The sequence below is a fragment of the Candidatus Accumulibacter propinquus genome, assembly GCF_056856495.1.
On record NZ_JBSEHC010000006.1, the window covers coordinates 504,073 to 526,434 of the forward strand.

Annotated in this window: 24 protein-coding genes and 1 pseudogene; 20 read left to right on the top strand and 5 right to left on the bottom strand. The window is 62.4% G+C overall.

Annotation, left to right across the window (positions count from 1 at the left end):
* The 10 genes from murD to AC15MQ_RS20595 all read left to right on the top strand — a co-directional run bounded on the left by murD (position 1) and on the right by AC15MQ_RS20595 (position 10,366).
* A complete protein-coding gene (murD, locus tag AC15MQ_RS20550) occupies positions 1 to 1,368 on the top strand; it encodes a UDP-N-acetylmuramoyl-L-alanine--D-glutamate ligase (RefSeq protein WP_350496084.1) in 1,368 nt (455 codons plus the stop codon).
* A complete protein-coding gene (gene ftsW / locus AC15MQ_RS20555; protein ID WP_287670303.1) occupies positions 1,368 to 2,528 on the top strand; it encodes a putative lipid II flippase FtsW in 1,161 nt (386 codons plus the stop codon). Before murD ends, ftsW begins: the two co-directional genes overlap by 1 nt.
* Positions 2,529 to 2,541: 13 nt before the next feature.
* On the top strand, positions 2,542 to 3,600 hold the full coding sequence (gene murG / locus AC15MQ_RS20560) for an undecaprenyldiphospho-muramoylpentapeptide beta-N-acetylglucosaminyltransferase (protein WP_287670305.1): 1,059 nt from the start codon (positions 2,542 to 2,544) through the stop codon (positions 3,598 to 3,600).
* A complete protein-coding gene (murC, locus tag AC15MQ_RS20565; RefSeq protein ID WP_287653685.1) occupies positions 3,597 to 4,985 on the top strand; it encodes a UDP-N-acetylmuramate--L-alanine ligase in 1,389 nt (462 codons plus the stop codon). The genes murG and murC overlap by 4 nt, the downstream gene beginning before the upstream one ends.
* Positions 4,986 to 4,995: 10 nt before the next feature.
* Complete coding sequence (locus tag AC15MQ_RS20570; RefSeq protein ID WP_483081166.1) at positions 4,996 to 5,919, top strand: D-alanine--D-alanine ligase; 924 nt, start codon at positions 4,996 to 4,998, stop codon at positions 5,917 to 5,919.
* A gap of 3 nt (positions 5,920 to 5,922) precedes the next feature.
* Positions 5,923 to 6,675 (top strand): cell division protein FtsQ/DivIB, encoded by a 753-nt coding sequence (locus AC15MQ_RS20575; RefSeq protein ID WP_483081167.1) that lies wholly within the window; start codon positions 5,923 to 5,925, stop codon positions 6,673 to 6,675.
* On the top strand, positions 6,672 to 7,901 hold the full coding sequence (ftsA, locus tag AC15MQ_RS20580) for a cell division protein FtsA (protein ID WP_287653688.1): 1,230 nt from the start codon (positions 6,672 to 6,674) through the stop codon (positions 7,899 to 7,901). Before AC15MQ_RS20575 ends, ftsA begins: the two co-directional genes overlap by 4 nt.
* Positions 7,902 to 7,969: 68 nt before the next feature.
* The gene (ftsZ, locus tag AC15MQ_RS20585) at positions 7,970 to 9,154 is read left to right on the top strand and encodes a cell division protein FtsZ (RefSeq protein WP_287653689.1); all 1,185 of its coding nucleotides are present in this window, start codon (positions 7,970 to 7,972) and stop codon (positions 9,152 to 9,154) included.
* An 89-nt stretch (positions 9,155 to 9,243) separates the two neighbouring features.
* The gene (gene lpxC / locus AC15MQ_RS20590) at positions 9,244 to 10,173 is read left to right on the top strand and encodes a UDP-3-O-acyl-N-acetylglucosamine deacetylase (RefSeq protein ID WP_287653691.1); all 930 of its coding nucleotides are present in this window, start codon (positions 9,244 to 9,246) and stop codon (positions 10,171 to 10,173) included.
* A gap of 4 nt (positions 10,174 to 10,177) precedes the next feature.
* A complete protein-coding gene (locus AC15MQ_RS20595) occupies positions 10,178 to 10,366 on the top strand; it encodes a hypothetical protein (protein WP_287670309.1) in 189 nt (62 codons plus the stop codon).
* On the opposite strand, the gene AC15MQ_RS20600 is transcribed toward AC15MQ_RS20595, so the two are convergent.
* From AC15MQ_RS20600 to AC15MQ_RS20610, 3 genes are all read right to left on the bottom strand, one after another.
* Positions 10,353 to 10,787 (bottom strand): DUF721 domain-containing protein, encoded by a 435-nt coding sequence (locus tag AC15MQ_RS20600; protein WP_332335487.1) that lies wholly within the window; start codon positions 10,785 to 10,787, stop codon positions 10,353 to 10,355. The two genes, AC15MQ_RS20595 and AC15MQ_RS20600, sit on opposite strands and share 14 nt — an antisense overlap.
* 92 nt (positions 10,788 to 10,879) lie before the next feature.
* Entirely contained in the window at positions 10,880 to 11,395 is a 516-nt protein-coding gene (locus AC15MQ_RS20605; protein WP_287670312.1) for a dihydrofolate reductase, read from the bottom strand.
* Between the two features lie 4 nt (positions 11,396 to 11,399).
* Positions 11,400 to 12,221, bottom strand: coding sequence for a thymidylate synthase (locus AC15MQ_RS20610; protein ID WP_483081168.1), 822 nt, complete (start codon positions 12,219 to 12,221; stop codon positions 11,400 to 11,402).
* A 109-nt stretch (positions 12,222 to 12,330) separates the two neighbouring features.
* Here AC15MQ_RS20610 and metG point away from each other — a divergent pair, with 109 nt between their 5' ends.
* The 5 genes from metG to AC15MQ_RS20635 all read left to right on the top strand — a co-directional run bounded on the left by metG (position 12,331) and on the right by AC15MQ_RS20635 (position 17,734).
* Positions 12,331 to 14,436 (top strand): methionine--tRNA ligase, encoded by a 2,106-nt coding sequence (metG, locus tag AC15MQ_RS20615; RefSeq protein ID WP_483081169.1) that lies wholly within the window; start codon positions 12,331 to 12,333, stop codon positions 14,434 to 14,436.
* An 8-nt stretch (positions 14,437 to 14,444) separates the two neighbouring features.
* Entirely contained in the window at positions 14,445 to 14,699 is a 255-nt protein-coding gene (locus AC15MQ_RS20620) for a hypothetical protein (RefSeq protein ID WP_287670316.1), read from the top strand.
* A 90-nt stretch (positions 14,700 to 14,789) separates the two neighbouring features.
* Positions 14,790 to 15,398, top strand: a complete 609-nt coding sequence (gene nusG, locus AC15MQ_RS20625; protein WP_483081170.1) for a transcription termination/antitermination protein NusG — start codon at positions 14,790 to 14,792, stop codon at positions 15,396 to 15,398.
* 141 nt (positions 15,399 to 15,539) lie between these two features.
* Positions 15,540 to 16,664, top strand: a complete 1,125-nt coding sequence (gene gmd / locus AC15MQ_RS20630; RefSeq protein WP_483081171.1) for a GDP-mannose 4,6-dehydratase — start codon at positions 15,540 to 15,542, stop codon at positions 16,662 to 16,664.
* 11 nt (positions 16,665 to 16,675) lie between these two features.
* The gene (locus tag AC15MQ_RS20635) at positions 16,676 to 17,734 is read left to right on the top strand and encodes a GDP-L-fucose synthase family protein (RefSeq protein ID WP_483081172.1); all 1,059 of its coding nucleotides are present in this window, start codon (positions 16,676 to 16,678) and stop codon (positions 17,732 to 17,734) included.
* 29 nt (positions 17,735 to 17,763) lie between these two features.
* On the opposite strand, the pseudogene AC15MQ_RS20640 reads toward AC15MQ_RS20635, so the two are convergent.
* Positions 17,764 to 17,952 (bottom strand): annotated as a pseudogene (locus AC15MQ_RS20640) (PD-(D/E)XK nuclease family protein); the annotation flags it as partial.
* 460 nt (positions 17,953 to 18,412) lie between these two features.
* Here AC15MQ_RS20640 and AC15MQ_RS20645 point away from each other — a divergent pair.
* The 5 genes from AC15MQ_RS20645 (at position 18,413) to AC15MQ_RS20665 (ending at position 21,161) form a co-directional block, all read left to right on the top strand.
* On the top strand, positions 18,413 to 18,751 hold the full coding sequence (locus tag AC15MQ_RS20645; RefSeq protein WP_483081173.1) for a MarR family EPS-associated transcriptional regulator: 339 nt from the start codon (positions 18,413 to 18,415) through the stop codon (positions 18,749 to 18,751).
* A 303-nt stretch (positions 18,752 to 19,054) separates the two neighbouring features.
* Positions 19,055 to 19,387 carry a DUF4351 domain-containing protein gene (locus AC15MQ_RS20650; protein ID WP_483081174.1) on the top strand — a complete coding sequence of 111 codons (333 nt, stop codon included), beginning with the start codon at positions 19,055 to 19,057 and terminating at the stop codon, positions 19,385 to 19,387.
* A gap of 70 nt (positions 19,388 to 19,457) precedes the next feature.
* Positions 19,458 to 19,745, top strand: a complete 288-nt coding sequence (locus AC15MQ_RS20655) for a DUF4351 domain-containing protein (protein ID WP_483081175.1) — start codon at positions 19,458 to 19,460, stop codon at positions 19,743 to 19,745.
* Positions 19,746 to 19,918: 173 nt separating this feature from the next.
* Positions 19,919 to 20,890 (top strand): Rpn family recombination-promoting nuclease/putative transposase, encoded by a 972-nt coding sequence (locus AC15MQ_RS20660; protein WP_483081176.1) that lies wholly within the window; start codon positions 19,919 to 19,921, stop codon positions 20,888 to 20,890.
* Between the two features lie 70 nt (positions 20,891 to 20,960).
* On the top strand, positions 20,961 to 21,161 hold the full coding sequence (locus AC15MQ_RS20665; RefSeq protein WP_483081177.1) for a hypothetical protein: 201 nt from the start codon (positions 20,961 to 20,963) through the stop codon (positions 21,159 to 21,161).
* Positions 21,162 to 21,991: 830 nt separating this feature from the next.
* Here the strand turns inward: AC15MQ_RS20665 and AC15MQ_RS20670 are convergent.
* Positions 21,992 to 22,246 (bottom strand): hypothetical protein, encoded by a 255-nt coding sequence (locus tag AC15MQ_RS20670; RefSeq protein WP_483081178.1) that lies wholly within the window; start codon positions 22,244 to 22,246, stop codon positions 21,992 to 21,994.
* Between the last annotated feature and the right edge of the window lie 116 nt (positions 22,247 to 22,362).

Genomic DNA, 22,362 nt, shown 5'->3' on the forward strand with positions numbered 1-22,362 from the left:
ATGGACCTGCGGGGAAAGTCGACCCTCGTCCTCGGCCTCGGGCAGAGCGGGCTGGCGATGGCCAGGTGGCTGGTGCGCCAGGGCGCCTGCGTTCGCGTTGCCGATAGCCGCCGTAGCGCGCCGCAGGTCGATGCGCTGCGTGCCGCGCTGCCCGAAGTGACGGTGTTGGCCGGCCCGTTCGCGCCGGAAGCTTTTGCCGGCGTCGAACTGATCGCCATTTCGCCAGGCGTACCGGTGCAGGAACCGCTGGTCCAGGACGCCATCGCGAGATCTGTCCCGGTGGTTTCCGAGATCGAACTGTTTGTCTGGGCAGTTCGCGACCGCACGCCGCAGGCGCGCTTGATTGCCATTACCGGCAGCAACGGCAAGACCACGACGACAGCCTTGACCGGCGCCCTGTGTCGTGCCGCCGGTCTGCGGACGGCGGTTGCCGGCAACATCAGCCCGGCGGCGCTGGACGCCCTGATGGCGGCCATCGACAGCAACGATCTGCCGGAAGTCTGGGTCCTGGAACTGTCGAGTTTCCAGCTCGAAACGACTTATACCTTGAATGCCGATGTGGCCACCGTGCTCAACGTCAGCGAGGACCATCTCGATCGCTATCAAGGGATGGATGATTATGCAGCCAGCAAGGCGCGGATCTTTCAGGGCGATGGCGTGATGGTCCTCAATCGCGACGATGTGCGCAGTCTGGCTGCCGCTCGTCTGGATCGCGATCTGGTGACCTTCGGTCTTGATCCGGCAACGCGCGCCGGGGACTACGGCGTGGTGGACGGCTGCATCGTGCGCGGCGGCGAGAAACTGCTTGCCCTTGGCGAATTGCGCCTGGTCGGCCGCCACAATGCCGCCAATGCCATGGCTGCACTGGCCTTGTGCGAGGCGGTCGGCATCCAGTCCGGGTCGGTGCTGCCGGCGCTGGCCGATTTCAGGGGGCTCGCCCATCGCGTCGAGTGGGTCGCCGAAATCGATGGCGTCGGCTACTTCGACGACTCGAAAGGAACCAACGTGGGTGCCACGCTGGCGGCTATCGAGGGTCTCGGTCGTCGCGTCGCGATCATCCTCGGCGGCGACGGCAAGGGGCAGGATTTCTCGCCCTTGCGGCAGGCGATCGAGCAGCATGCGCGGGTGGTGGCGTTGATCGGCCGCGACGCGTCGGAGATTGCTGCGGTCCTGGCGGGTTGTCAGGTGCCACAACGCGTTTGCGCCGACATGCCGGAGGCGGTGCGCTGGTGCGCCGCCCAGGCGCAGCGCGGTGACGCCGTGCTGCTCTCGCCAGCCTGCGCCAGCATGGACATGTATCGCGACTATGCGCATCGCGCCGAAGCCTTCGTCGATGCCGTTCGTCATATCGAAAGGGAGGCTGCCTGATGCTGCACACTCTCGACGCCCCGCGTCGTCTGCCGTCGGAAGTCGACCTCGCGCTGCTGTGGAGCACCCTGATGCTCCTGGTGATCGGCATGGTCATGGTCTATTCGGCCTCGATGGCCATTGCCGAGGCCGGGCGCCAGACCGGCAACCAATCGGCGTATTTTCTGATCAGGCATGCCGTGTTCCTGGTCGTCGCGCTGGTCGCCTCCATGGTTGCGTTTCAGGTGCCGCTGGCGACCTGGCAGCGCTGGTCGCCGTGGCTGTTCGTGGGTGGATTCGTGTTGTTGGCGCTGGTGCTGATACCCGGTATCGGTCGCGAGGTCAATGGTGCGCGCCGCTGGCTGCCCCTGGGAATCGCCAACCTGCAGCCCTCCGAATTGATGAAGCTGTTTGCCGTGCTTTATGCTGCCGACTACACGGCACGCAAGATGCCGCACATGCACGATCTGAAAAAGGCCTTTCTGCCACTGGCGAGCGCGATGGTCGCCGTCGGCATCCTGTTACTCAAGGAACCTGACTTTGGCGCTTTCGTGGTGATCATCTCGATCGCCATGGGCATCCTTTTTCTCGGCGGCATGAAGGCTCGCCTGTTCGTCGTACTGATCATCGTGCTGGGTGCCGCTTTCGCCGCGCTGATCATCTTTTCCCCTTACCGGCGGGACCGCATTTTTGGTTTCATGGACCCGTGGGCGGACGCGTTCGGGCGGGGCTATCAGCTTTCGCATGCGCTGATCGCTTTCGGGCGAGGCGAGTTGCTGGGAGTCGGCCTGGGCGCGAGCGTCGAGAAGCTGTTCTATCTACCGGAAGCCCATACCGACTTTCTGCTGGCGGTGATCGCCGAAGAACTGGGTTTTGTCGGCGTCCTGGTGGTCATCCTCCTGTTCGGGCTGTTGATCCAGCGCGCCTTCGCCATCGGGCGCCAGGCCGTCGCCCTGGAGCGTCTGTACTCCGCGCTGGTGGCGCAGGGCATCGGGGTCTGGCTGGGCGTTCAGGCCTTCATCAACATGGGCGTAAATATGGGTCTGCTGCCGACCAAGGGATTGACCCTGCCCTTGATGAGCTTCGGCGGTTCGGGGATTCTCGCCAACTGCGTGGCGCTGGCGGTGCTGCTGCGAATCGACTGGGAAAACCGCCAGTTGATGCGTGGAGCGAAGGTATGAGCAAGGTCGCGGCATGAACAGGACCCTGCTGGTGATGGCCGGCGGCACCGGTGGCCACGTGTTTCCGGGTCTGGCGGTGGCTGACCTGCTGAAAAGCCGTGACTGGCGCGTCGTCTGGATGGGGGCGCCGGACGGTCTGGAGGCGAAGCTGGTTCCGCCGCGCGGCTATGAAATGGCCTGGGTGCGCTTCGCCGCGTTGCGCGGCAAGGGTCTGCTGCGCAAGCTGCTGTTGCCCTTTCACCTGTTCGCCGCGTGCTGGCAAGCGCGGCGTGAAATTCGCCGCGTCAGACCCGACGTGGTTCTGGGCATGGGTGGCTACGTCAGCTTTCCCGGCGGCATGATGGCGGCGCTGCTGGGCTGCCCACTGATCATCCATGAACAGAATTCGATTGCCGGGCTGGCCAACCGGGTGCTCGCGCGCTTTGCCAGGCGCGTCGCCTGCGGGTTCCCGGATGCTTTGCCGAGCGGCGTGTGGGTGGGCAATCCCCTGCGTCCGGAAATGAGCCGCGTGCCGGCACCGGCGCAGCGTCTCGCCGGCCGTCAGGCGCCGCTGCACCTGCTGGTCCTCGGCGGCAGTCAGGGCGCCGCGGCGCTCAATGACATCGTGCCCCGGGGGCTGGCCTTGATCGATTCCGAACAGCGGCCGTTGGTCGTGCACCAGGCGGGCGAGAAGCACCTCGCGCAGCTTCGCCAGAACTACGAGGCGGCCGGTGTGCAGGCGCACTGCGCGGCGTTCATCGACGACATGGCCGGGGCCTACGAGTGGGCAGACCTGGTAATCTGCCGCGCCGGCGCGCTCACCGTCGCCGAACTGGCGGCCACTGGCGTGGCCAGCGTGCTGGTGCCGTTTCCGTACGCTGTGGACGACCATCAGACGCACAACGCCATCTTCCTGTCGCAGGCAGGTGGCGCCATCCTGTTGCCGCAGGACCAGATGACACCCGAATCGATCAGCGAGATCCGCAACTATCCCCGTAGCCAGTTGCAGGAAATGGCCGAAAAATCCCATGAACTGGCCAGACCGGAAGCGACGGCAGAGCTTGCCCGGATGTGCGAGGAGCTTGCGCAATGAAACACAAAGTCAAGAACATCCACTTCGTCGGCATCGGCGGCGCGGGCATGAGCGGCATCGCCGAAGTGCTGGCCAATCTGGGCTTTTCGGTCAGCGGCTCGGACCTCGCCGAGAGTTCGACGACCCGGCGCCTGGCCAGCCTTGGCGTGCGGATCATGATCGGGCATGCCGCCGCGAACGTGGACGCCGCCGAGGCGGTGGTGGTTTCTTCAGCGGTCAAGTCCGACAACCCTGAAGTCCTCGCCGCGCGCCGTCGCAAGGTGCCGGTGGTGCCGCGTGCGCAGATGCTTGCCGAGTTGATGCGCCTCAAACAGGGAATCGCCGTCGCCGGCACGCACGGCAAGACCACTACCACCAGCCTGGTGGCGTCGATTCTTGCCGAGGGCGGCATGGACCCGACCTTCGTCATTGGCGGCCGGCTCAACGCCGCCGGCGCCAACGCACGCCTCGGGTCCGGCGATTTTCTGGTGGCCGAGGCCGACGAGTCCGATGCGTCCTTCCTGCTCCTGTCGCCGGTGATTTCGATCGTCACCAACATCGATGCCGACCACATGGAGACCTATGGCCATGATTTCAGCCGGCTCAAGCAGGCGTTCGTCGATTTCCTGCAGCGCCTGCCGTTCTACGGCGTGGCCGTGCTCTGCGCTGACGACGCCAACGTTCGCGAAGTCATGCCCCTGGTCAGCAAGCAGATCGTCAGCTACGGTTTCGACGCGTCGGCTAACATCTATGCCGAGAACCTGACCGCCGTCGCCGGCCAGATGCATTTCGATTGCGTTCGGGTCAACGGGAGCGTCAGTCGACTACCGGTGATCCTCAACCTGCCCGGTCGCCACAATGTTCTGAATGCGCTCGCAGCGATCGCCGTAGCCAACGAACTGGGCATTGCTGACGCGGCGATCGTCAAGGCATTGGGCGAGTTTCGCGGTGTCGGCCGGCGTTTCCAGCGTTACGGAGATCTGGCGTTGCCGGGCGGCGGCCACTGCACGCTGGTCGACGACTATGGGCACCACCCCGTCGAGATGCGCGCGACCCTGACCGCAGCGCGCGGGGCTTTCCCGGGTCGTCGTCTGCTGCTCGCGTTCCAGCCGCACCGCTACACCCGTACGCGTGACTGTTTCGAGGATTTCGTCAAGGTGTTGAGCGGCGTCGACGCGCTGGTGCTGACAGAAGTCTATGCAGCTGGCGAACAACCCATCGTCGCTGCCGACGCGCGCGCACTGGCGCGGGCGGTACGGGTCGCCGGCAAGGTCGAGCCGGTATTCGTCGAAGCCATTGCCGATCTGCCGCAAGCGATTCTGGACGCCGCCCGCGATGGCGACGTGGTGATGACCATGGGCGCCGGGTCGATCGGCGCGATTCCCGGCAAACTGGCTGCCGGTTAGGATAAGGACGATGACGGTCAAGGAATTCGGCAAAGTCGCGGTGCTCTTCGGGGGGCGTTCGGCCGAGCGTGAAGTGTCGCTGAACAGTGGTTCGCGGGTTCTGGCGGCTTTGCAGCGGCAGGGCGTGGACGCCGCTGCCTTTGATCCGTCAGAGCGCAAGCTCGACGAACTGGCAGCCTTCGATCGCGCTTTCATTGCGCTGCACGGGCGTTACGGCGAAGACGGCACCATCCAGGGTGTTCTCGAACTGATGGGCATCCCTTATACCGGCAGTGGCGTGATGGCCTCGGCGCTGGGCATGGACAAATGGCGCAGCAAATTGCTCTGGCAGGCAAGTGGGCTGCCGGTGCCGGAATACGCGCTGCTCGACGCCGACAGTGACTTTGCCCGCGTCGAAGCCGAGTTGGGCTTGCCGCTGTTCGTCAAGCCGGCCTGCGAAGGATCGTCGATCGGCATCAGCAAGGTCAAGCAGGCGGGCGATCTTGGCGTTGCCTACGCCGAAGCGGCGAAGCACGATTCGCTGGTGATTGCCGAACGCGCGATCCTGGGTGGCGAATACACCACCGCCATCCTCGGCGATGCAGCGCTGCCGATCATCAAGATCGAACCGCGCGGCGAGTTCTACGATTACGAAGCCAAATACCTCCGCGACGACACCGCTTACCGCTGTCCCTGCGGCCTGTCGGAGGAACGCGAGCGTGAATTGCGCGCGCAGGCCCTTGAGGCCTTCCGGGTTCTCGGCGGCCGCGGCTGGGGGCGGGTCGACTTCCTGATGGAGCCGGCGGCGAACGGCGGCGGTCGGGCCTATTTTCTGGAAGTGAATACCTCGCCTGGAATGACCGATCACTCGCTGGTTCCGATGGCGGCACGCGCGGCTGGCGTTGCCTACGACGAACTCGTGCTGCGGGTGCTGGCACTCGCGGCACTGGGATGAGCGATGTGGCACAAACCGCGGGTGATGACGGCTGTTTCCGACCTGCTCTTCCTGGCAGGTGCCGCGGCGTTGCTGGTCGCGGCGGTCGTTTGGGGGACGCCGCGGCTGCGCCTGTTTCCGCTGCACGAAATACAGGTGACGCACGCCTTGCAGGAGGTGCGCCAGAGCGACGTGGAGCAATCGCTGTCGGACGTGCTGCGCGGCAATTTTTTTACCGTCGACATCGAAGCATTGCGCCGCGCCGTCGAGCAGTTGCCGTGGGTACGGCGTGCCGAGGTCTGGCGAAAATGGCCGTCACGCATCGAGGTGCGCATCGAGGAACATCGGGCCGCAGCGCACTGGGGCGATGGGCCGGAGCAATTGGTCAACACCTACGGCGAGCTGTTTTCTGCCGTGCTGTCGCAAGATCAGCAGCTTCCCCGGCTCAGCGGACCGGTCGGTTCGTCGAGCGAAGTTCTGCGCCGATACGAGGAGTTCGCGCAGATCCTGAAACCCACCGGCCGGCTGCCGGCGCAGATGGCGTTGTCGCCTCGCCTGGCCTGGCTCCTGAAACTGGAGGATGGAATGTTGGTTGAACTGGGTCGCGAGCAGGCCAAGGCGCCGATCCGCATGCGCCTGCAGCGGTTTGTCGACTACTACCCGACACTGTCGAACACACGCCAGGGGCGGCCGATGGCGGTGGATATGCGGTATCCAAACGGTTTCGCATTGCGCTTTCCGGCCAGTGCGGCTCAAGAAGTCAAAGGAAAGAAATGAGCAGGGATAGCAAGGATCTGATCGTCGGACTGGATATCGGCACGTCGAAGATTGTGGCACTGGTTGCCGAAGTCACCCCGGAAGGGCGACTGAACGTCATCGGCATGGGTTCGCAGGAATCGAAGGGTCTCAAGAAAGGCGTCGTGGTCAACATCGAAGAGACTGTCGCCACGATCTCTCGCGTGCTGCAGGAAGTGGAACTGATGGCCGACTGCAAGGTTCGTGACGTATACACGGGAATCGCCGGCAGTCACATCCGCAGCTTCAACTCCAACGGCATGGTGGCCATCAAGGACAAGGAAGTCACCACCATGGATGTCGAGCGGGTGATCGAAACGGCGCGTGCGATGCCGATTCCCGCCGATCAGGAAATCCTGCACATCCTGACCCAGGAATTCATCATCGACGACCAGGATGGCATCCGCGAGCCGATCGGCATGAGTGGTTTCCGGCTCGAGGTGAAGGTGCACATCGTCACCGGCGCGGTTTCCGCCGCCCAGAACATCGTCAAGTGCGTTCGTCGTTGCGGACTGGAGGTGAATGACCTGGTGCTGCAGCCACTGGCGTCGAGTTGCGCGGTGCTCTCGGAAGACGAGAAGGACCTCGGCATCTGCCTGATCGACATTGGTGGCGGCACCACCGATCTGGCGGTGTGGACGCAGGGGGCCATCCGCCACACGTCGATCATCCCCATCGCCGGCGACCAGATCACCAATGACATCGCAATGGCGCTGCGCACACCGACGCGCGAGGCCGAAGACATCAAGCGCAAGTATGGCTGTGCGTTGGCGCATCTGGCCGACCCGGAAGACGTGCTGGACGTCGCCGGGGTCGATGATCGCCCGTCGCGCAAACTGTCGCGCAGGGCGCTGGCGGATGTCATCCAGCCGCGTGTAGAGGAATTGTTCGAACTGATTCAGGCGGAGCTTCGTCGTTCCGGTTTCGAGGATGTGTTGTCCTCCGGCATCGTCCTGACCGGAGGCGCCTCGGTCATGCCGGGGATGATCGAACTGGGCGAGGAAATCTTTCACATGCCCGTTCGCCTGGGTGTTCCCAAGTATCAGGGGGCACTTGCAGACGTGGTGCAGAGTCCGCGTTTTGCGACGGCCTGCGGTTTGTTGCTTGAAGCACAGACGCAGCGCAAGCGCGGCTTGAAGGTGCGGGAAACACGCGATGTCAAACAGGTGTTCGGGCGCATGAAATCGTGGTTTGAAAAGAATTTCTGATCCCGTTGTGGACGATAATTACCCGTTTTATTACCAGCTATTGAGCTACTTTTGCAGAGGAGGCAACAATGTTTGAAATCATCGACAAAGTCGAAAGAGACAGCGATCAGGATACGGTGATCAAGGTCATCGGGATCGGCGGCGCCGGAGGCAATGCCGTCGATCACATGATCCGCGAAGGAGTCAATGGTGTGATCGACTTCATCGCCGCCAATACCGACTCGCAGGCGCTGGGTCGCAGTATTGCCGTCCAGAAGCTGCAACTGGGCAAGACCGGCCTCGGCGCCGGGGCCAAACCGGAAGCCGGGCGCAGCGCCGCCATCGAGGAGCGTGACGCCATCGCCGAGGCGCTCAGGGGAGCGCATATGGTGTTCATCACCGCCGGCATGGGGGGCGGCACGGGAACCGGCGCCGCCCCGATCGTCGCCGAGGTGGCCCGTGAACTCGGCGTGCTGACCGTGGCCGTGGTCACCAAGCCATTCGGTTTCGAAGGCAAGCGCCTGAAAGTGGCTGACGTCGGCATTGCCGAACTTCAGAAGCACGTCGATTCGCTGATCGTCATCCTGAATGACCGGCTGATGGACGTCCTTGGCGACGACATTTCGATGGATGATGCCTTCAAGGCCGCCGACAACGTGTTGCGCAACGCGGTTGGCGGAATTGCCGAGATCATCAACTTCCCCGGCCTGGTTAACGTCGACTTCGAGGACGTGCGTACGGTGATGGGCGAGATGGGCATGGCCATGATGGGCTCGGCCAACGCCGCCGGTGTCGACCGCGCGCGCATTGCCGCCGAACGTGCGGTTGCCTCGCCATTGCTAGAAGGCGTCAACCTGTCCGGCGCCAAGGGCGTACTGGTCAACATTACCGCCACGCGCTCCCTGAAGATGAAGGAAGTGAATGAGGTGATGAATACCGTTCGGGCCTTCGCTGCTGAAGACGCGCATATCATCTTCGGCGCCGTCTATGATCAGGACATGGGCGAGGACATCCGCGTCACGGTGGTGGCTACGGGTCTCGGTCAGCCGCAGGCCAAGCGGCAGAATTTCGAAGTGATCAACTCGGCTTCCAGCCTCAATCAGGCCACCGGCACCGGCGACCGTTACCCGCATGGGCCGAGCATCGACTACTCAAGCCTGGATCAGGTCCCGGCGATTGTTCGCAAGGGCCGCAGCGCGACCGTCGAAGCGCTGGCCAATAGCGGCGTTGATCGCTACGACATTCCGGCGTTCCTGAGAAAACAGGCCGACTAGGCCGGGCCGTCGTCTACTCCTCTGCAGGCGGATTCCGGGGCAGGCCAGCCTGTGCTAGAATCCGCCGATTCCAGCGTTTTTTCAGATACATGTTAAAGCAGCGAACACTCAAGTCGGTGGTCCGCGCCGCTGGCGTCGGACTGCATTCCGGCGTCAAGGTGACCATCAGCCTGCGCCCGGCAGCTCCCGGTACAGGCATCGTTTTTCGCCGCATTGACCTCGATCCGGTGGTCGACCTGCCCGCGTCGGCACTGCTTGTCGGCGATACGCGCATGTGCTCGTGCCTGGAGCACGATGGTGCCAAGGTGGGCACGATCGAACACCTGATGTCGGCTTTTGCCGGCCTCGGCGTCGACAACGCCTTCGTCGACCTGGACGCCGCCGAAGTGCCGATTCTGGACGGATCGGCGTCGCCATTCGTCTTTCTGATCCAATCGGTCGGCATCGAAGAGCAACCGGTCGCCAAACGCTTCATCCGCGTCAAACGCCCGATCGAAGTCCGCGACCGCGACGCCTCCGGCGAAAAGTGGGCGCGGCTCGAACCTTACGATGGATTCCGCCTGTCGTTTTCGATTGGTTTCAATCACCCGGCAATCGATCGCACCGGTCAGTCGGTGACCATCGATTTTGCCGACCACTCGTACATCCGGGAAGTCGCGCGGGCGCGCACCTTCGGATTCATGCAGGAAGTGGAATGGCTGCGCGAGAACGGGCTGGCGCAGGGGGGCGGTCTGGACAACGCCGTCGTGCTCGACGAATTCCGCGTGCTCAACGCCGACGGCCTGCGCTATAGCGACGAGTTCGTCAAGCACAAGGTGCTCGACGCGATCGGCGACCTCTACCTGCTCGGGCAGCCCTTGCTGGCCTCGTTCATCGCCCACAAATCGGGGCATGCACTGAACAATGCGCTGGCCCGCGAACTGCTGGCCAGCCCCGAAGCCTGGGAATTCGTCAGTTTCGAAAACGTCGACCTGGCACCACAGACGGTTTCCCGCTGGCTGGCGTTGCCGGCGTTCTGACGGCATGTGGTTGTTGCGCCTGCTGGCGGTCCTGACCATGATCAGCGTCGCCGTTGGCGTGGTGGTGTTCCTGTTCACCAGGGACACACGCTACCTGCAGATCTCCTGGCGTGTGTTTCGCTATGCGTTGATCGTCGCCCTGCTCGTCTTCGCGCTGATGATCCTTGAGCGGGTGGCGATCATTCCTGTCTAGACGAACGCGCCAGCAGCGTTTCGAGTGCAGCGCGCAGCGGTGATGCCGGCAGCGATTCGCTCAAGTGCTTCAACTCCTGGCTGGCCCTGCTGCTCAACGGTTTCAGGGTGGGCTGAGTGGCCGCAGCCTGGCTTTGTTGGGCATGCACCTTCACCTGCACGCCGGTGCACGCGAGTCCCCGCTGCGAGAACGCGTCGACCAGCGTGGGCGCCATCTGGCGTAGCTTGCTCGCCACCGCGCCGCTGGTCGCATGAATGACCACTATCCCGGATTTCAGATTGGCCACGCTGCTGGCCTGGCCCAGGTGAGGAGGCGCGATCTCCTGATACCAGCCGGCGAGCTTGAGCAACAGTCGCGCATGCGCCAGCACCTGGCCCGCGCCTTCGGGTGTGTCGAGATAGGTCTGGAGCAGGTCAGGCATCGGGAATTTCAGGCACAGGCAATGCCTGCATCTTATGCGCGTCGCCAGGCGTCTGGCAACGTCCGCGCTGCGACCCCGAACCGCTGGCCGGTTCAGGCGGCTTCGAGTGGCGACTGGCGACGCTCGTAGACCACGAAGTCGAACGTCGGAAAGTCCGCCGCAGTGTCGGGGCAACCGGCGCGTCGCGAGACTTCCCGCCACTCGGCCGCCGTCACCGCCGGGAAGAACGCGTCCCCGGCGGGGTCTGCCGCGACTTCGGTCAGGTACAGGCGCTGGGCAAGTGGCAGCGTCTGGCGATAGATCTCCGCTCCGCCAATGATCAGCACCTCGTCGGCGTCGCCGGCGAGTCGTATGGCTTCGGCGATCGAGTCCGCCAGCGTCGCCCCGCTCGCGAGGTAGGTCGGGTTGTGGCTGACGACGATATTGTGCCGCTGCGGCAAGGGGCGAAAGGTGGGCGGCAGCGACTCCCAGGTTTTTCGGCCCATGATCACCGGCTTGCCGCGAGTCGTCTCGCGAAAATGCCGCAGGTCTTCAGGCAGGCGCCAGAGCAACTTCTGGTCGTTGCCGATGGCGCCGTTCCTGGCAACGACGGCAATCAGCGCAATCATCGGCTCAGACCGCCACCGGTGCGGCGATGTGTGGGTACGGGTCGTAGCCTTCGAGTTCGAAGTCCTGAAAACGGAAGGCAAACAGGTCGTCGATCGCGGGGTTCAGGCGCAGCGCCGGCAGGGCACGCGGCGCGCGGGTCAACTGCAGGCGCGCCTGTTCGCAATGATTGTTGTAGAGGTGCGCGTCGCCAAAGGTGTGCACGAAATCGCCGGCGCGAAAGCCGCAGACCTGCGCCAGCATCCGCGTCAGCAGCGCGTACGAGGCGATGTTGAAGGGTACGCCGAGAAAGATGTCGGCGCTGCGCTGATAGAGTTGGCACGACAGTCGGGGGCGCGGATCGGCGTCGGTTGACGCTGCCGGGGCGACGTACAACTGGAAAAACGTGTGGCAGGGCGGCAGCGCCATGCGTTCGACATCGCCCGGGTTCCAGGCGGTCACCACATGCCGCCGTGAATCGGGATTGTTTTTCAGACCGTAGACAAGTTGCGCGATCTGGTCGATTTCGCGTCCATCCGGGGTTTTCCAGTGACGCCACTGATGGCCATAGACCGGGCCGAGATCGCCGTTCGCGTCGGCCCATTCGTCCCAGATGCGCACGCCGTTCTCCTGCAGGTAGCGGACGTTGGTGTCGCCCTGCAGGAACCACAGCAGTTCGTGGATGATCAATCGCAAGGGCAGCTTCTTGGTGGTCAGCAGCGGGAATCCCTGACTCAGGTCGAAGCGCATCTGCCAGCCGAATACCGAGCGCGTGCCGGTTCCGGTACGGTCTGCCTTGGTGGCACCGTGTTCGAGGATGTGCCGCATCAGGTCGAGGTATTGCTGCATGTCCTTATGTCTCTCGGTCCGCCAAGGCGGGTTGCACATTGTAAGGTAAAGGGAGCACGCTGACCTCGCTTTGGTAGAATGCCGCTTTGCCCCGATTGCGCCAACACCCATGACACGCCAGATTCTGGTCACTTCCGCCCTGCCGTATGCGAACGGCGCAATCCACCTCGGTCACCTGGTCGAGTACATTCAGACCGACATCTGGGTACGCTTCCAGAAAATGCGCGGTCATGAGTGCTGGTACGTCTGCGCCGACGACACGCACGGTACGCCGATCATGCTGCGCGCCGAAAAGGAGGGCATCACGCCGGAAGCGCTGATCGAACGTGTGCATGGAGAGCACACGCGTGATTTCGCCGGCTTCCACGTGGGTTTCGACAATTACTACACGACCCATTCGGACGAGACGCGGTCCTGTGCCAATGAGATCTACGCCCGCCTGCAGGCGGCCGGCCTGATCGAGACGCGCACCATCGAGCAGTATTACGACCCGCTGAAGCAGATGTTCCTGCCCGATCGCTTCATCAAGGGCGAATGCCCGAAATGCGGTGCGCATGACCAGTACGGGGACAACTGCGAAAGTTGTGGGTCGGCGTACACCGCCAACGAACTAAAGAACCCTTATTCTGCGGTTTCCGGCGCGCGGCCGGAACTGCGGCAGTCGGAGCACTTCTTCTTCCGATTGTCCGACCCGCGCTGCCAGTCCTTCCTGCGCCGCTGGACGCGCGGCGAAGGTCGGCTGCAGATCGAAGCGGCCAACAAGATGCAGGAATGGCTAGGCAGCGAGGGTGAGAACAAACTCACCGACTGGGACATCTCGCGCGATTCGCCGTATTTCGGTTTCGAAATCCCCGCTGCGCCAGGGAAATATTTCTACGTCTGGCTGGATGCGCCGATCGGTTACATGGGGGCATTCCGGAATCTCTGTGCCCGCGAAGGGCTGGACTTCGACGCCTACTGGCGGCCGGATTCAACGGCCGAGCTCTACCACTTCATCGGCAAGGACATCCTCTACTTCCACGCCCTGTTCTGGCCGGCGGAACTCGCGCACGCCGGTTACCGTACGCCGACCAAGGTCTTCGCGCATGGCTTCCTGACCGTCGATGGCGCCAAGATGTCCAAGTCGCGCGGCACCTTCATCACCGCCGAGAGTTACCTGGCGCAGGGCCTCGACCCGGAGTGGCTGCGCTACTACTACGCGGCAAAGCTCTCTAGTTCGATGGAGGACATCGACCTCAACCTCGACGACTTCATTGCCCGCGTCAACTCCGACCTGGTCGGGAAGTTCGTGAATATCGCCAGCCGTTCGGCGGGGTTCATCGTCAAACACTTTGCCGGCCAGTTATGCACCTGTGACGAATCGCTGCCGGCGATCCAGGCGATCTGCGCGCGGCGTGCGGCGATCGCCGAATACTACGAAGCGCGCGACTTCGGCAAGGCGATCCGCGAGATCATGGCCCTCACCGACATCGCCAATCAGTACGTCGACAGCGTCAAGCCCTGGGAACTCGCCCGTCAGGCGGGTCGCGAGCACGAGCTGCAGGCTGCGTGCAGCAACGCGCTGAATCTGTTCCGGTTGTTTGCCATTCTGCTCAAGCCGGTCCTGCCAGCACTGGCGTCGAGGGCCGAAGCCTTCCTCAACGTCGCCCCCTTCGTCTGGGACGACAGCGCGACGGTGCTCGCCGCCGGGCATGCGATCAACGCCTACCGGCACCTGCTGACGCGGGTGGACAAGAAACAGGTCGAGGCCCTGGTGGCGGCCAACCGCGAATCGCTGGTAGCCACTCCGCAAGCGGCCCCACAACAACACGCCCAGCAGCAGGAGCACGCGGCAACCGTCGCCGTCGCGCAGGCCACTGTCGGAGCGGCCGCCGTGCCGCACATCGGCATCGACACTTTCATGAACGTCGACCTGCGCATCGCACGCATCCAGGAGGCGACGCAGGTCGAAGGCGCCGACAAACTCGTGCGTCTGCTGCTCGACATCGGCCCGCTCGGCTCCCGGCAGGTTTTCGCCGGCATCAAGTCAGCCTACGATCCGGCGACGCTGGTCGGTCGACTGACGGTGATGGTTGCCAACCTGGCGCCGCGCAAGATGAAATTCGGAATGTCCGAGGGCATGGTCCTGGCTGCATCCGACCCCGAGGGGCAGACGCCTGGCATCTTCCTGCTCTCGCCCGATGCCGGCGCGCAGCCCGGCATGCGCGTCAAGTAGACCGGCACATGAACGTCGGCCAACGTCCGCAGGTCACGCTGAAAGTGATGGGCTATGCGCTGCTTGACGCCGTCGGCATGCTCGTCTTCGCCAGCGGCCTGATGTGGCTGGCCCGGCACGAGACCCTGTTCATTCCCGGGTTCCCGACCGGCACGGGCACCGCCGTGCTCACCGTCGTCGCCGGCATCGCCCTGATGGTCTGGTCAGCGGCCCGGATTCTGCGCGAACTGGCGAATCCTCCGCGCGACCGCGAACAGGCCTGAATCCGCGTCAGGCGCCAGTCCACCAGAGTCTCCGCTCGCTGTCCGCAGGTCGCACGCGACCTCAGACCGTTGCCGCTAATTTGACTGTCAATGTCGATTCCGGAGATACTTACGATCCCCCTGAATTTCCGATTCCAATTCGCTGCTTCAGCAAGTTCTGCGCAGCCCTGCCGCCGTTGCCCCGTGTCTTCGTCCCCTCCATCAAAACCGTGGTATGTCTGTCTCACCAAGCCCCGGCGCGAAGCACTGGCGGTGCGCAAGCTGGAAGAGCAGGGCTACGAGGTGTTTCTGCCCTTGCTTACGCAGTGGGAAAAGAAGAAAGCGGGCTGGACAAGGAAGCAGCAGGTGATGTTTCCCCGATACGGTTTCGTACGTTGCAGTCGGCCTGGGCAGAGCATTGCTCCCATCCGCAGCACACCCGGCGTCACGGGGCTGGTAACGTTCGGGAACGTGCCGGCCACCCTGCAGGAACCGACGCTGGACGCCATCCGCTCGCTGGCAGAGCGTCAGGCCACCGTACTGGACGGTGAAATGTTCCCTTTTCAGGCGGGGGATAGCGTGGAAATATCAGCCGGTCCGCTGAAAGGCCTGTCCGGTATCGTTTCCCTGGTTGCGGAAGTAAGGGTAACGGTGCTGCTCAACTTGCTCGGCCGCGAAAAGCCCGTGGCGATTCCCGCCGATCATTTGACGCTGGTTTGATAACTGTCGACTCGCAGCATCCCTTCTGCTGAATGCGCAAACATTCGGGCATAGCGGTAGCGTGTCCGACAGAGCTTCGCCATACACCTACCGTCAGACACCGGGCTGAGCCGGTGCGACACTTCATCAAGGAGAGTTTTTTTGGAAAGCAATGGGAAAGTAGCCCTGATTACCGGCGTCACCGGGCAGGATGGAGCCTATCTGGCAGAATTGTTGCTAAACAAGGGCTATGTCGTTCACGGCATCAAGCGCCGGTCGTCGCTGTTCAACACCGATCGTATCGACCATCTCTATCAGGACCCGCACGAAACGGGGCGGCGCTTCATCCTGCATCACGGCGATCTCACCGATTCCACCAGCCTGATCCGTATCATCCAGCAGGTGCTGCCGGACGAGGTCTACAATCTCGCCGCGCAAAGTCACGTCGCGGTCAGCTTCGAAGAACCCGAATACACGGCCAACGCTGATGGCATCGGCGCGCTGCGCATGCTGGAAGCGATCCGCATCCTCGGCCTCGAGAAAAAGAGCCGCTTCTACCAGGCCAGCACCTCGGAACTCTACGGGTTGGTGCAGGAAATCCCCCAGAAGGAAACCACGCCGTTCTACCCGCGCAGCCCCTACGCCGTGGCCAAGCTCTACGCCTACTGGATTACCGTCAACTACCGTGAGGCCTATGGCATCTACGCCTGCAACGGCATCCTCTTCAATCACGAAAGCCCGGTGCGCGGCGAGACCTTCGTCACCCGCAAGATCACCCGGGCCATCGCCCGCATCGCCCTGGGCCTGCAGGATTGTCTCCACCTCGGCAACCTGAGCGCCCTGCGCGACTGGGGACACGCCCGCGACTACGTCGAAATGCAGTGGTTGATGTTGCAGCAGGATCATCCCGAAGACTTCGTCATCGCCACCGGCGTGCAATACAGCGTGCGCCAGTTTGTCGAATTCGCGGCTGCCGAACTGGGGATCAGCGTGCGCTTCGAAGGCGAGGGGGTCGATGAGGTTGGAATCGTCGACACGGTCGAGGGCGACCAGGCCACGGTCAAACCGGGCGCCGTCATCGTCAAGGTGGACCCGCGCTACTTTCGCCCGACCGAAGTCGAGACCTTGCTCGGCGACCCCGGCAAGGCCCGCGAAAAACTCGGCTGGACGCCCACCACCAGCCTGCAGGAACTGGTCAAGGAAATGGTCGTCGCCGACTACAACTCGGCCAAACGCGATGCCCTGGTGAAGCTTGCCGGCTTCAAGATCTTCGACCACCACGAATAAGGGCCAGAGCAATGACCGAAACCCGGATCTATGTCGCCGGCCATCGCGGGATGGTCGGCTCGGCCATCGTGCGTATCCTCCAGCGGCGCGGCGAAACCCGGCTCATTACGCGCAGCCACGCCGAACTCGACCTGACCGACCAGGCCGCCGTGCGTGCCTTCTTCGAGGCGGAAATGCCCGAACAGGTCTACCTGGCCGCCGCCAAGGTCGGAGGCATCCACGCCAACAATACCTATCCGGCAGAATTCATCTACCAGAACCTGATGATCGAGGCCAACATCGTTCATGAGGCCTGGCGTGTCGGCGTGCAGAGACTTCTCTTTCTCGGCAGCAGTTGCATCTATCCCAAACTCGCCTCGCAACCGATGAGTGAAGAAGCGCTGCTCACCGGCACGCTGGAACCCACCAACGAACCGTACGCCATCGCCAAGATCGCCGGCATCAAGCTGTGCGAAAGCTACAACCGCCAATACGGCACCGACTACCGCAGCGTCATGCCCACCAACCTCTACGGACCGGGTGACAACTATGACCTGCAGAACAGCCACGTCATCCCGGCGATGATCCGCAAGCTGCACCTTGCCAAACTTGCTGCCGACCACGACTGGCAGGCCATCGAACGCGACGAAGCCCGGAACGGTGCCATTCCGGAAGACCTCAAGCGCCAGTTCCACGACACCTGCAGCCGGCAACTCGCGCCTTGCCTCTCGCTGTGGGGTACCGGCACCCCGATGCGCGAGTTCCTCTACGTTGATGACATGGCCGACGCCAGCATCCACGTCATGAATCTCGACCGGGCTACCTACCAGTCGCACACGCAGGTCATGCTCTCGCACATCAACGTCGGCACCGGCGAAGACATCACCATCCGGGAACTGGCCAAACTGGTGGGCAAGGTCGTCGGCTACACGGGGCGCATCGAATTCGACCCCAGCAAACCGGATGGCACGCCGCGGAAGCTGCTCGATGTCTCCCGCCTGCATGCCCTGGGCAACCGGGCCAGCGTCGGCCTGGAAGAAGGGTTGGCCAGAGCGTATGCCGATTTTCTCGCCAGGGAGGCCCGTCCCTGATTCAGCGCCCGGGCGCAGCCCCTTGAAGGTCAGCCGATTTCGACGTCGAGAGAATCCCCATAGGTTTCGATTCCCAGACGTTTGGCCACCGGTTGCGCCCGCGCATCGATCATCGGCGAGATCACGATCAAGCGATCGGCCTGGTGCTGGTGCCGCTGCTCATAGAACCGTGCTTTCCGCTCGAAGATATACATTCCGGCCTTGTCGATCCACGACTTCCCATGATTTCTTCGTGCATTCGGTCAAATCGCTCCCCCGAATCTACCTACTTGCGGTTTTGTTCTCCCATTTTCGGTCTTGCTCAGCCTTCTGCTCGTCCCACTTGCAGTTCTGAACCTCCCCGGGCAGTTCCCGCTTGATCGCTTCTTTCAGGGATTCCGTGTTCATCGGCCAGACTCCTCAGGTTCGACTCAACAACCACGAGTTGCGCCATGCCGCCGTGCATGCGGGCTGGCAACGCCAACCGCACCACTGTGAGTAAATTGGCGCAGCGCAACCGCGGTCAATCCGGGGAAACTTCCATCTCATGCACCTGCGCAGTGTACCTGCGGCGCCAGCCAGTGGCCATCGGGCAGAAAGGTTTCCCGCAGCTAGCACCGACAGCCACCGCGATCCCGGAGTCTTGCTCCACTCCCCCCGCTTCCCTTACAATCTCTGTTCAAAAATTGAACGGCCATCATGACCCCTACCGATCAGGTCCAGTTGCACATTCTCAAGATCGTCGAAGAGCAGCCCGAGATCAGCCAACGGCAACTGGCGGAACGGCTAGGAGTCAGCCTGGGCAAGATCAACTACCTGCTGAAATCCTTGCTGGACAAAGGCCATATCAAGGCCGGCAATTTTCTTCGTGCGGAGGACAAGCTCAAATACGCCTATCTGCTCACCCCGGAAGGCATGAGCGCCAAACTGCAACTGACGCGCAGCTACCTGGCACGCAAGGAGCAGGAGTACCTGGCGATGAAAGCGGAAATCGAATCCATGCGCGACGAACTGGCAAGATACGATGAATTGGCATGAATGGTGGCCCGGGCCGTTGACGTTTCGGGGGCAATATCCGGGGCGCGACGGGTAGCTCACCGGATGGCCTGAGGCGCAAGGCCATTCCGGATAATGTCCGGCAAGCGACCGGAGCACGCCGCAAGAGCCGGGGAGTACCGTTCGCGACCGGGCGCGGCAAGTAAGAAATGACCTCATGTGCTGAATGATCAAACATTCGGGCATGGCGGTAGCGTATCTGAGCGCGCGCGATTCGCGGAGAAATCCCGGAATGTATGTTTTCTGGAATTCACCTTACAACTACCGTCTCTTTGATCGCAACGCTTGCCCGATCGCCAGCCTGGCCGTACTGGACTGGATGATGCGGTACCGGACAGTCTCGAACAAAAGCTGCGGCAAGATATCGCAGTCTTCGAAGGAGAAAGCAAAATGCGCTACGTCACCAGCGTCGAACGCCTCGCCACCCAGCGCGGCGTTCAGCAAGGCGAACAGTTGGGCGAAGCAGCGGTGATTCAACGCCAGATTACCAAACGCTTCGGCCCCCTCAACGCGGAAACCCTGACGCGGCTGCAAGCCGCGCCGTGCGAACAACTGGAAAGCTGGGCCGAAAACCTCCTCGATGCGGCTACGCTCGACGAGATTTTCAAGGACAACTGAGTTTCACCCGAAGGAAGCCTTGCTGGGGGATTGCCAGATCTCAGCAGGGAGACTGGAAAGGAACGTCGCCATGCCCTACGTCACCTCAGCCGAACGATTCGGCATCGAAAAAGGATTGCAACAAGGATTACAGCAAGGTCGTCAGGAAGGTCGTCAGGAAGGTCGTCAGCAAGGTCGTCAGGAAGGCCGTCAAGAAGAGGCCGTAGTTTTACTACAGCGCCTACTCACTCATCGTTTTGGCCGCTTGCCGGATGCGGTTTGCGCTCGCCTGACCAGTGCCAGCATTGAACAACTAGAAACCTGGATACTCAACATGCTCGATGCTGAATCCCTGGACGATTTTTTTGACCGATGCTGATCGAAATCGCCCGATGATTGAGGCGCTTACAGCGTATCACCCCATCCGTAAAGCGATGGAAATGCGCCCCCCATTCGTCGGGTGGTGTTGATGCGCGCCGCGTCCATCGCGTCAAATGGCCCATCCGCATCGCATTCGTCAGGCAAGACAGTCCTCTGACCCGGCCGAACACCATGACCGAACCCACCGCACCGCAGCCCGCCGCCGACGACTACGACAGCCCCTGGAAAGACGTGCTCGAACACGCCTTTCCCGAGTTCATGGCGTTCTACTTCCCCGAGGCGCACGCCCAGATCGATTGGGTCCTTGGCCATGAGTTCAAGAACACCGAACTACGGCAAGTGGTGCGCGACGCCGAACTCGGCAGACGCCTTGCCGACGCACTGGTGCAGGTCACCCTCACCAGCGGTGAGCAGCGCTGGATCTACATTCACATAGAAGTCCAGGGCCAACGCGACGCCGATTTTGCGCAACGCATGTTCACCTACAACTATCGTCTCTTTGATCGCTACGCCTGCCCGATCGCCAGCCTGGCCGTGCTGGCGGACGACGACGACGGCTGGAAGCCCGACCACTACGGCTTTGAAGTACTCGGCTGCAAACACCACTTCCAGTTCCCGGTGGTCAAACTGAGCGGACTGGCCGACCAGACCGAAGCCCTCGACACGCACCGCAACCCCTTTGCCCTGGTGACAGCCGCCCACCTGCGCACCCGGCAAACCCGTCACAACCCGGAAGCCCGCTATCAGGCGAAGCGGACCCTGGTTCGCCTGCTCTATCAGCATGGCTGGGAACGGCAACGGATTCTCGACCTGTTCGCCGTGCTGGACTGGATGATGCGGCTACCGGACAGACTCGAACAAAAGCTGTGGCAAGATATCGCAGCCATCGAAGGAGAAAGCAAAATGCGCTACGTCACCAGCGTCGAACGCCTCGCCATCCAGCGCGGCATCCAGCAAGGCGAACAAAGAGGCGCACAAAAGGGCGAAGCAGCGGTTATTCAACGCTTGCTTACCAAACGCTTCGGCACCCTCAACGCGGAAACCCTGACTCGGCTGCAAACCGCGCCGTGCGAACAACTGGAAAGTTGGGCAGAAAACCTCCTCGATGCGGCTACGCTCGACGAGGTTTTCAAGGACAACTGAGTTTCGCCCGAAGGAAGCCTTGCTGGGGGATTGCCAGATCACAGCAGGGAGACAGGGAAGGAACGTTGCCATGCCCTACGTCACCTCTGCCGAACGATTCGGCATCGAAAAAGGATTGCAACAAGGATTACAGCAAGGTCGTCAGGAAGGTCGTAAAGAAGGTCGTCAAGAAGAGGCCGTAGTTTTCCTGCAGCGCCTACTCACTCATCGTTTTGGCCGCTTGCCGCTTGCCGGATGCGGTTTGCGCTCGCCTGACCAGCGCCAGCATTGAACAACTAGAAACCTGGATACTCAACGTGCTCGATGCTGAATCCCTGGACGACTTTTTTGACCGATGCTGATCGAACACGCCTTTCCCGAATTCATGGCGTTTTACTTTCCCGAAGCGCACGCACAGATCGACTAGGCGCAGGGTCACGAGTTCAAGAACACCGAATTGCGGCAAGTGGTGCGCGACGACGAACTCGGCAGACGCCTTGCCGACGCGCTGGTGTAAGTCACCCTCACCAGCGGAGAGCAGCGCTGGATCTACGTGCACATCGAAGTCCAGGGTCAGCGCGACGTCGATTTTGCGCGATGCATGTTTACCTACAACTATCGTCTCTTTGATCGCTACGCCTGCCCGTGCTGGCGGACGACGACGAATCACCCGTCAGTGACGCAGCCAAGGGCGGGGAAATGGATCTGCGGAAGATCGATCTCACGCCGAAGCTGTGGGTGTCTTGGCCCGGCTGCGCCAGTAGCTCGGCGAGCGCAAGATCGACCTTGTGACCGATCCGAATCCGATCAGGCAGCTTTCCCGAACGGTCATCGAAAAAGGCGTGCGACTGTGACGCAAGTGAAAGCTGAACTCCTGCAGCAAGAACTGGCTGGCCTGCCGCTCGTCGCGGGGTGCTCTCGGGTTGCCATGAACGGCTGCGGCAATCGTGAAAATAATCTCAGCCGACCGGACGGGTCGGTGAGATCATTCGGGACGGTCGCAGGCCGGGGGCACTCGCTGTGCGGCCCAGTGTTGACCGGGCTCGACTGACAATCGCACTCGACCGGCAGTTGCCTGCAAGAGCAATCTGCTGGGGACTCTCGGAAGCAAGCGCCGCGCCGTCACGGCCGTTGTGAAAGGAACAATGGACGACCATCCTGCTGAATACCAAAGCATTCGGGCATGGCGGTAGCGTGCACGAATGCGCGGACCGGCAGGCGCTGCACACGTCGATAGTCGTCCGATCCAGCCGCAAGAGCCGCTGGGTCGTAACAGTTTCCCCATTCGGGGCGAGCCATGCTCGGCGGCTTCTTGGCGCGCAATAACGACGGCGAGCCGTGTGTCAAAATGATCTGGATCGGGTTGCAGCGCGTCATGGACTGCGCCGTCGTCCTCCAGTTCATCTGTGGGCGGCTCAGGGGTGAGTTGTGTATAAGGATATGCTTCTTACCCTACGCTAACTGCCAACTCCGCAACAGCGTAGGGGCGTGAA

Coding starts and splice junctions, on each gene's coding strand:
- AC15MQ_RS20600 (WP_332335487.1), bottom strand. CDS start 10,787: ATGCCTGACCTGCTCCAGACCTATCTCGACACACCCGAAGGCGCGGGC.
- AC15MQ_RS20655 (WP_483081175.1), top strand. CDS start 19,458: ATGCCCTACGTCACCTCAGCCGAACGATTCGGCATCGAAAAAGGATTG.
- AC15MQ_RS20610 (WP_483081168.1), bottom strand. CDS start 12,221: ATGCAGCAATACCTCGACCTGATGCGGCACATCCTCGAACACGGTGCC.
- nusG (WP_483081170.1), top strand. CDS start 14,790: ATGTCGATTCCGGAGATACTTACGATCCCCCTGAATTTCCGATTCCAA.
- AC15MQ_RS20570 (WP_483081166.1), top strand. CDS start 4,996: ATGACGGTCAAGGAATTCGGCAAAGTCGCGGTGCTCTTCGGGGGGCGT.
- ftsA (WP_287653688.1), top strand. CDS start 6,672: ATGAGCAGGGATAGCAAGGATCTGATCGTCGGACTGGATATCGGCACG.
- AC15MQ_RS20595 (WP_287670309.1), top strand. CDS start 10,178: ATGTGGTTGTTGCGCCTGCTGGCGGTCCTGACCATGATCAGCGTCGCC.
- AC15MQ_RS20665 (WP_483081177.1), top strand. CDS start 20,961: ATGCCCTACGTCACCTCTGCCGAACGATTCGGCATCGAAAAAGGATTG.
- metG (WP_483081169.1), top strand. CDS start 12,331: ATGACACGCCAGATTCTGGTCACTTCCGCCCTGCCGTATGCGAACGGC.
- AC15MQ_RS20620 (WP_287670316.1), top strand. CDS start 14,445: ATGAACGTCGGCCAACGTCCGCAGGTCACGCTGAAAGTGATGGGCTAT.
- ftsW (WP_287670303.1), top strand. CDS start 1,368: ATGCTGCACACTCTCGACGCCCCGCGTCGTCTGCCGTCGGAAGTCGAC.
- murG (WP_287670305.1), top strand. CDS start 2,542: ATGAACAGGACCCTGCTGGTGATGGCCGGCGGCACCGGTGGCCACGTG.
- AC15MQ_RS20605 (WP_287670312.1), bottom strand. CDS start 11,395: ATGATTGCGCTGATTGCCGTCGTTGCCAGGAACGGCGCCATCGGCAAC.
- AC15MQ_RS20575 (WP_483081167.1), top strand. CDS start 5,923: ATGTGGCACAAACCGCGGGTGATGACGGCTGTTTCCGACCTGCTCTTC.
- murC (WP_287653685.1), top strand. CDS start 3,597: ATGAAACACAAAGTCAAGAACATCCACTTCGTCGGCATCGGCGGCGCG.
- AC15MQ_RS20645 (WP_483081173.1), top strand. CDS start 18,413: ATGACCCCTACCGATCAGGTCCAGTTGCACATTCTCAAGATCGTCGAA.
- AC15MQ_RS20635 (WP_483081172.1), top strand. CDS start 16,676: ATGACCGAAACCCGGATCTATGTCGCCGGCCATCGCGGGATGGTCGGC.
- AC15MQ_RS20660 (WP_483081176.1), top strand. CDS start 19,919: ATGACCGAACCCACCGCACCGCAGCCCGCCGCCGACGACTACGACAGC.
- AC15MQ_RS20670 (WP_483081178.1), bottom strand. CDS start 22,246: ATGACGCGCTGCAACCCGATCCAGATCATTTTGACACACGGCTCGCCG.
- murD (WP_350496084.1), top strand. CDS start 1: ATGGACCTGCGGGGAAAGTCGACCCTCGTCCTCGGCCTCGGGCAGAGC.
- ftsZ (WP_287653689.1), top strand. CDS start 7,970: ATGTTTGAAATCATCGACAAAGTCGAAAGAGACAGCGATCAGGATACG.
- lpxC (WP_287653691.1), top strand. CDS start 9,244: ATGTTAAAGCAGCGAACACTCAAGTCGGTGGTCCGCGCCGCTGGCGTC.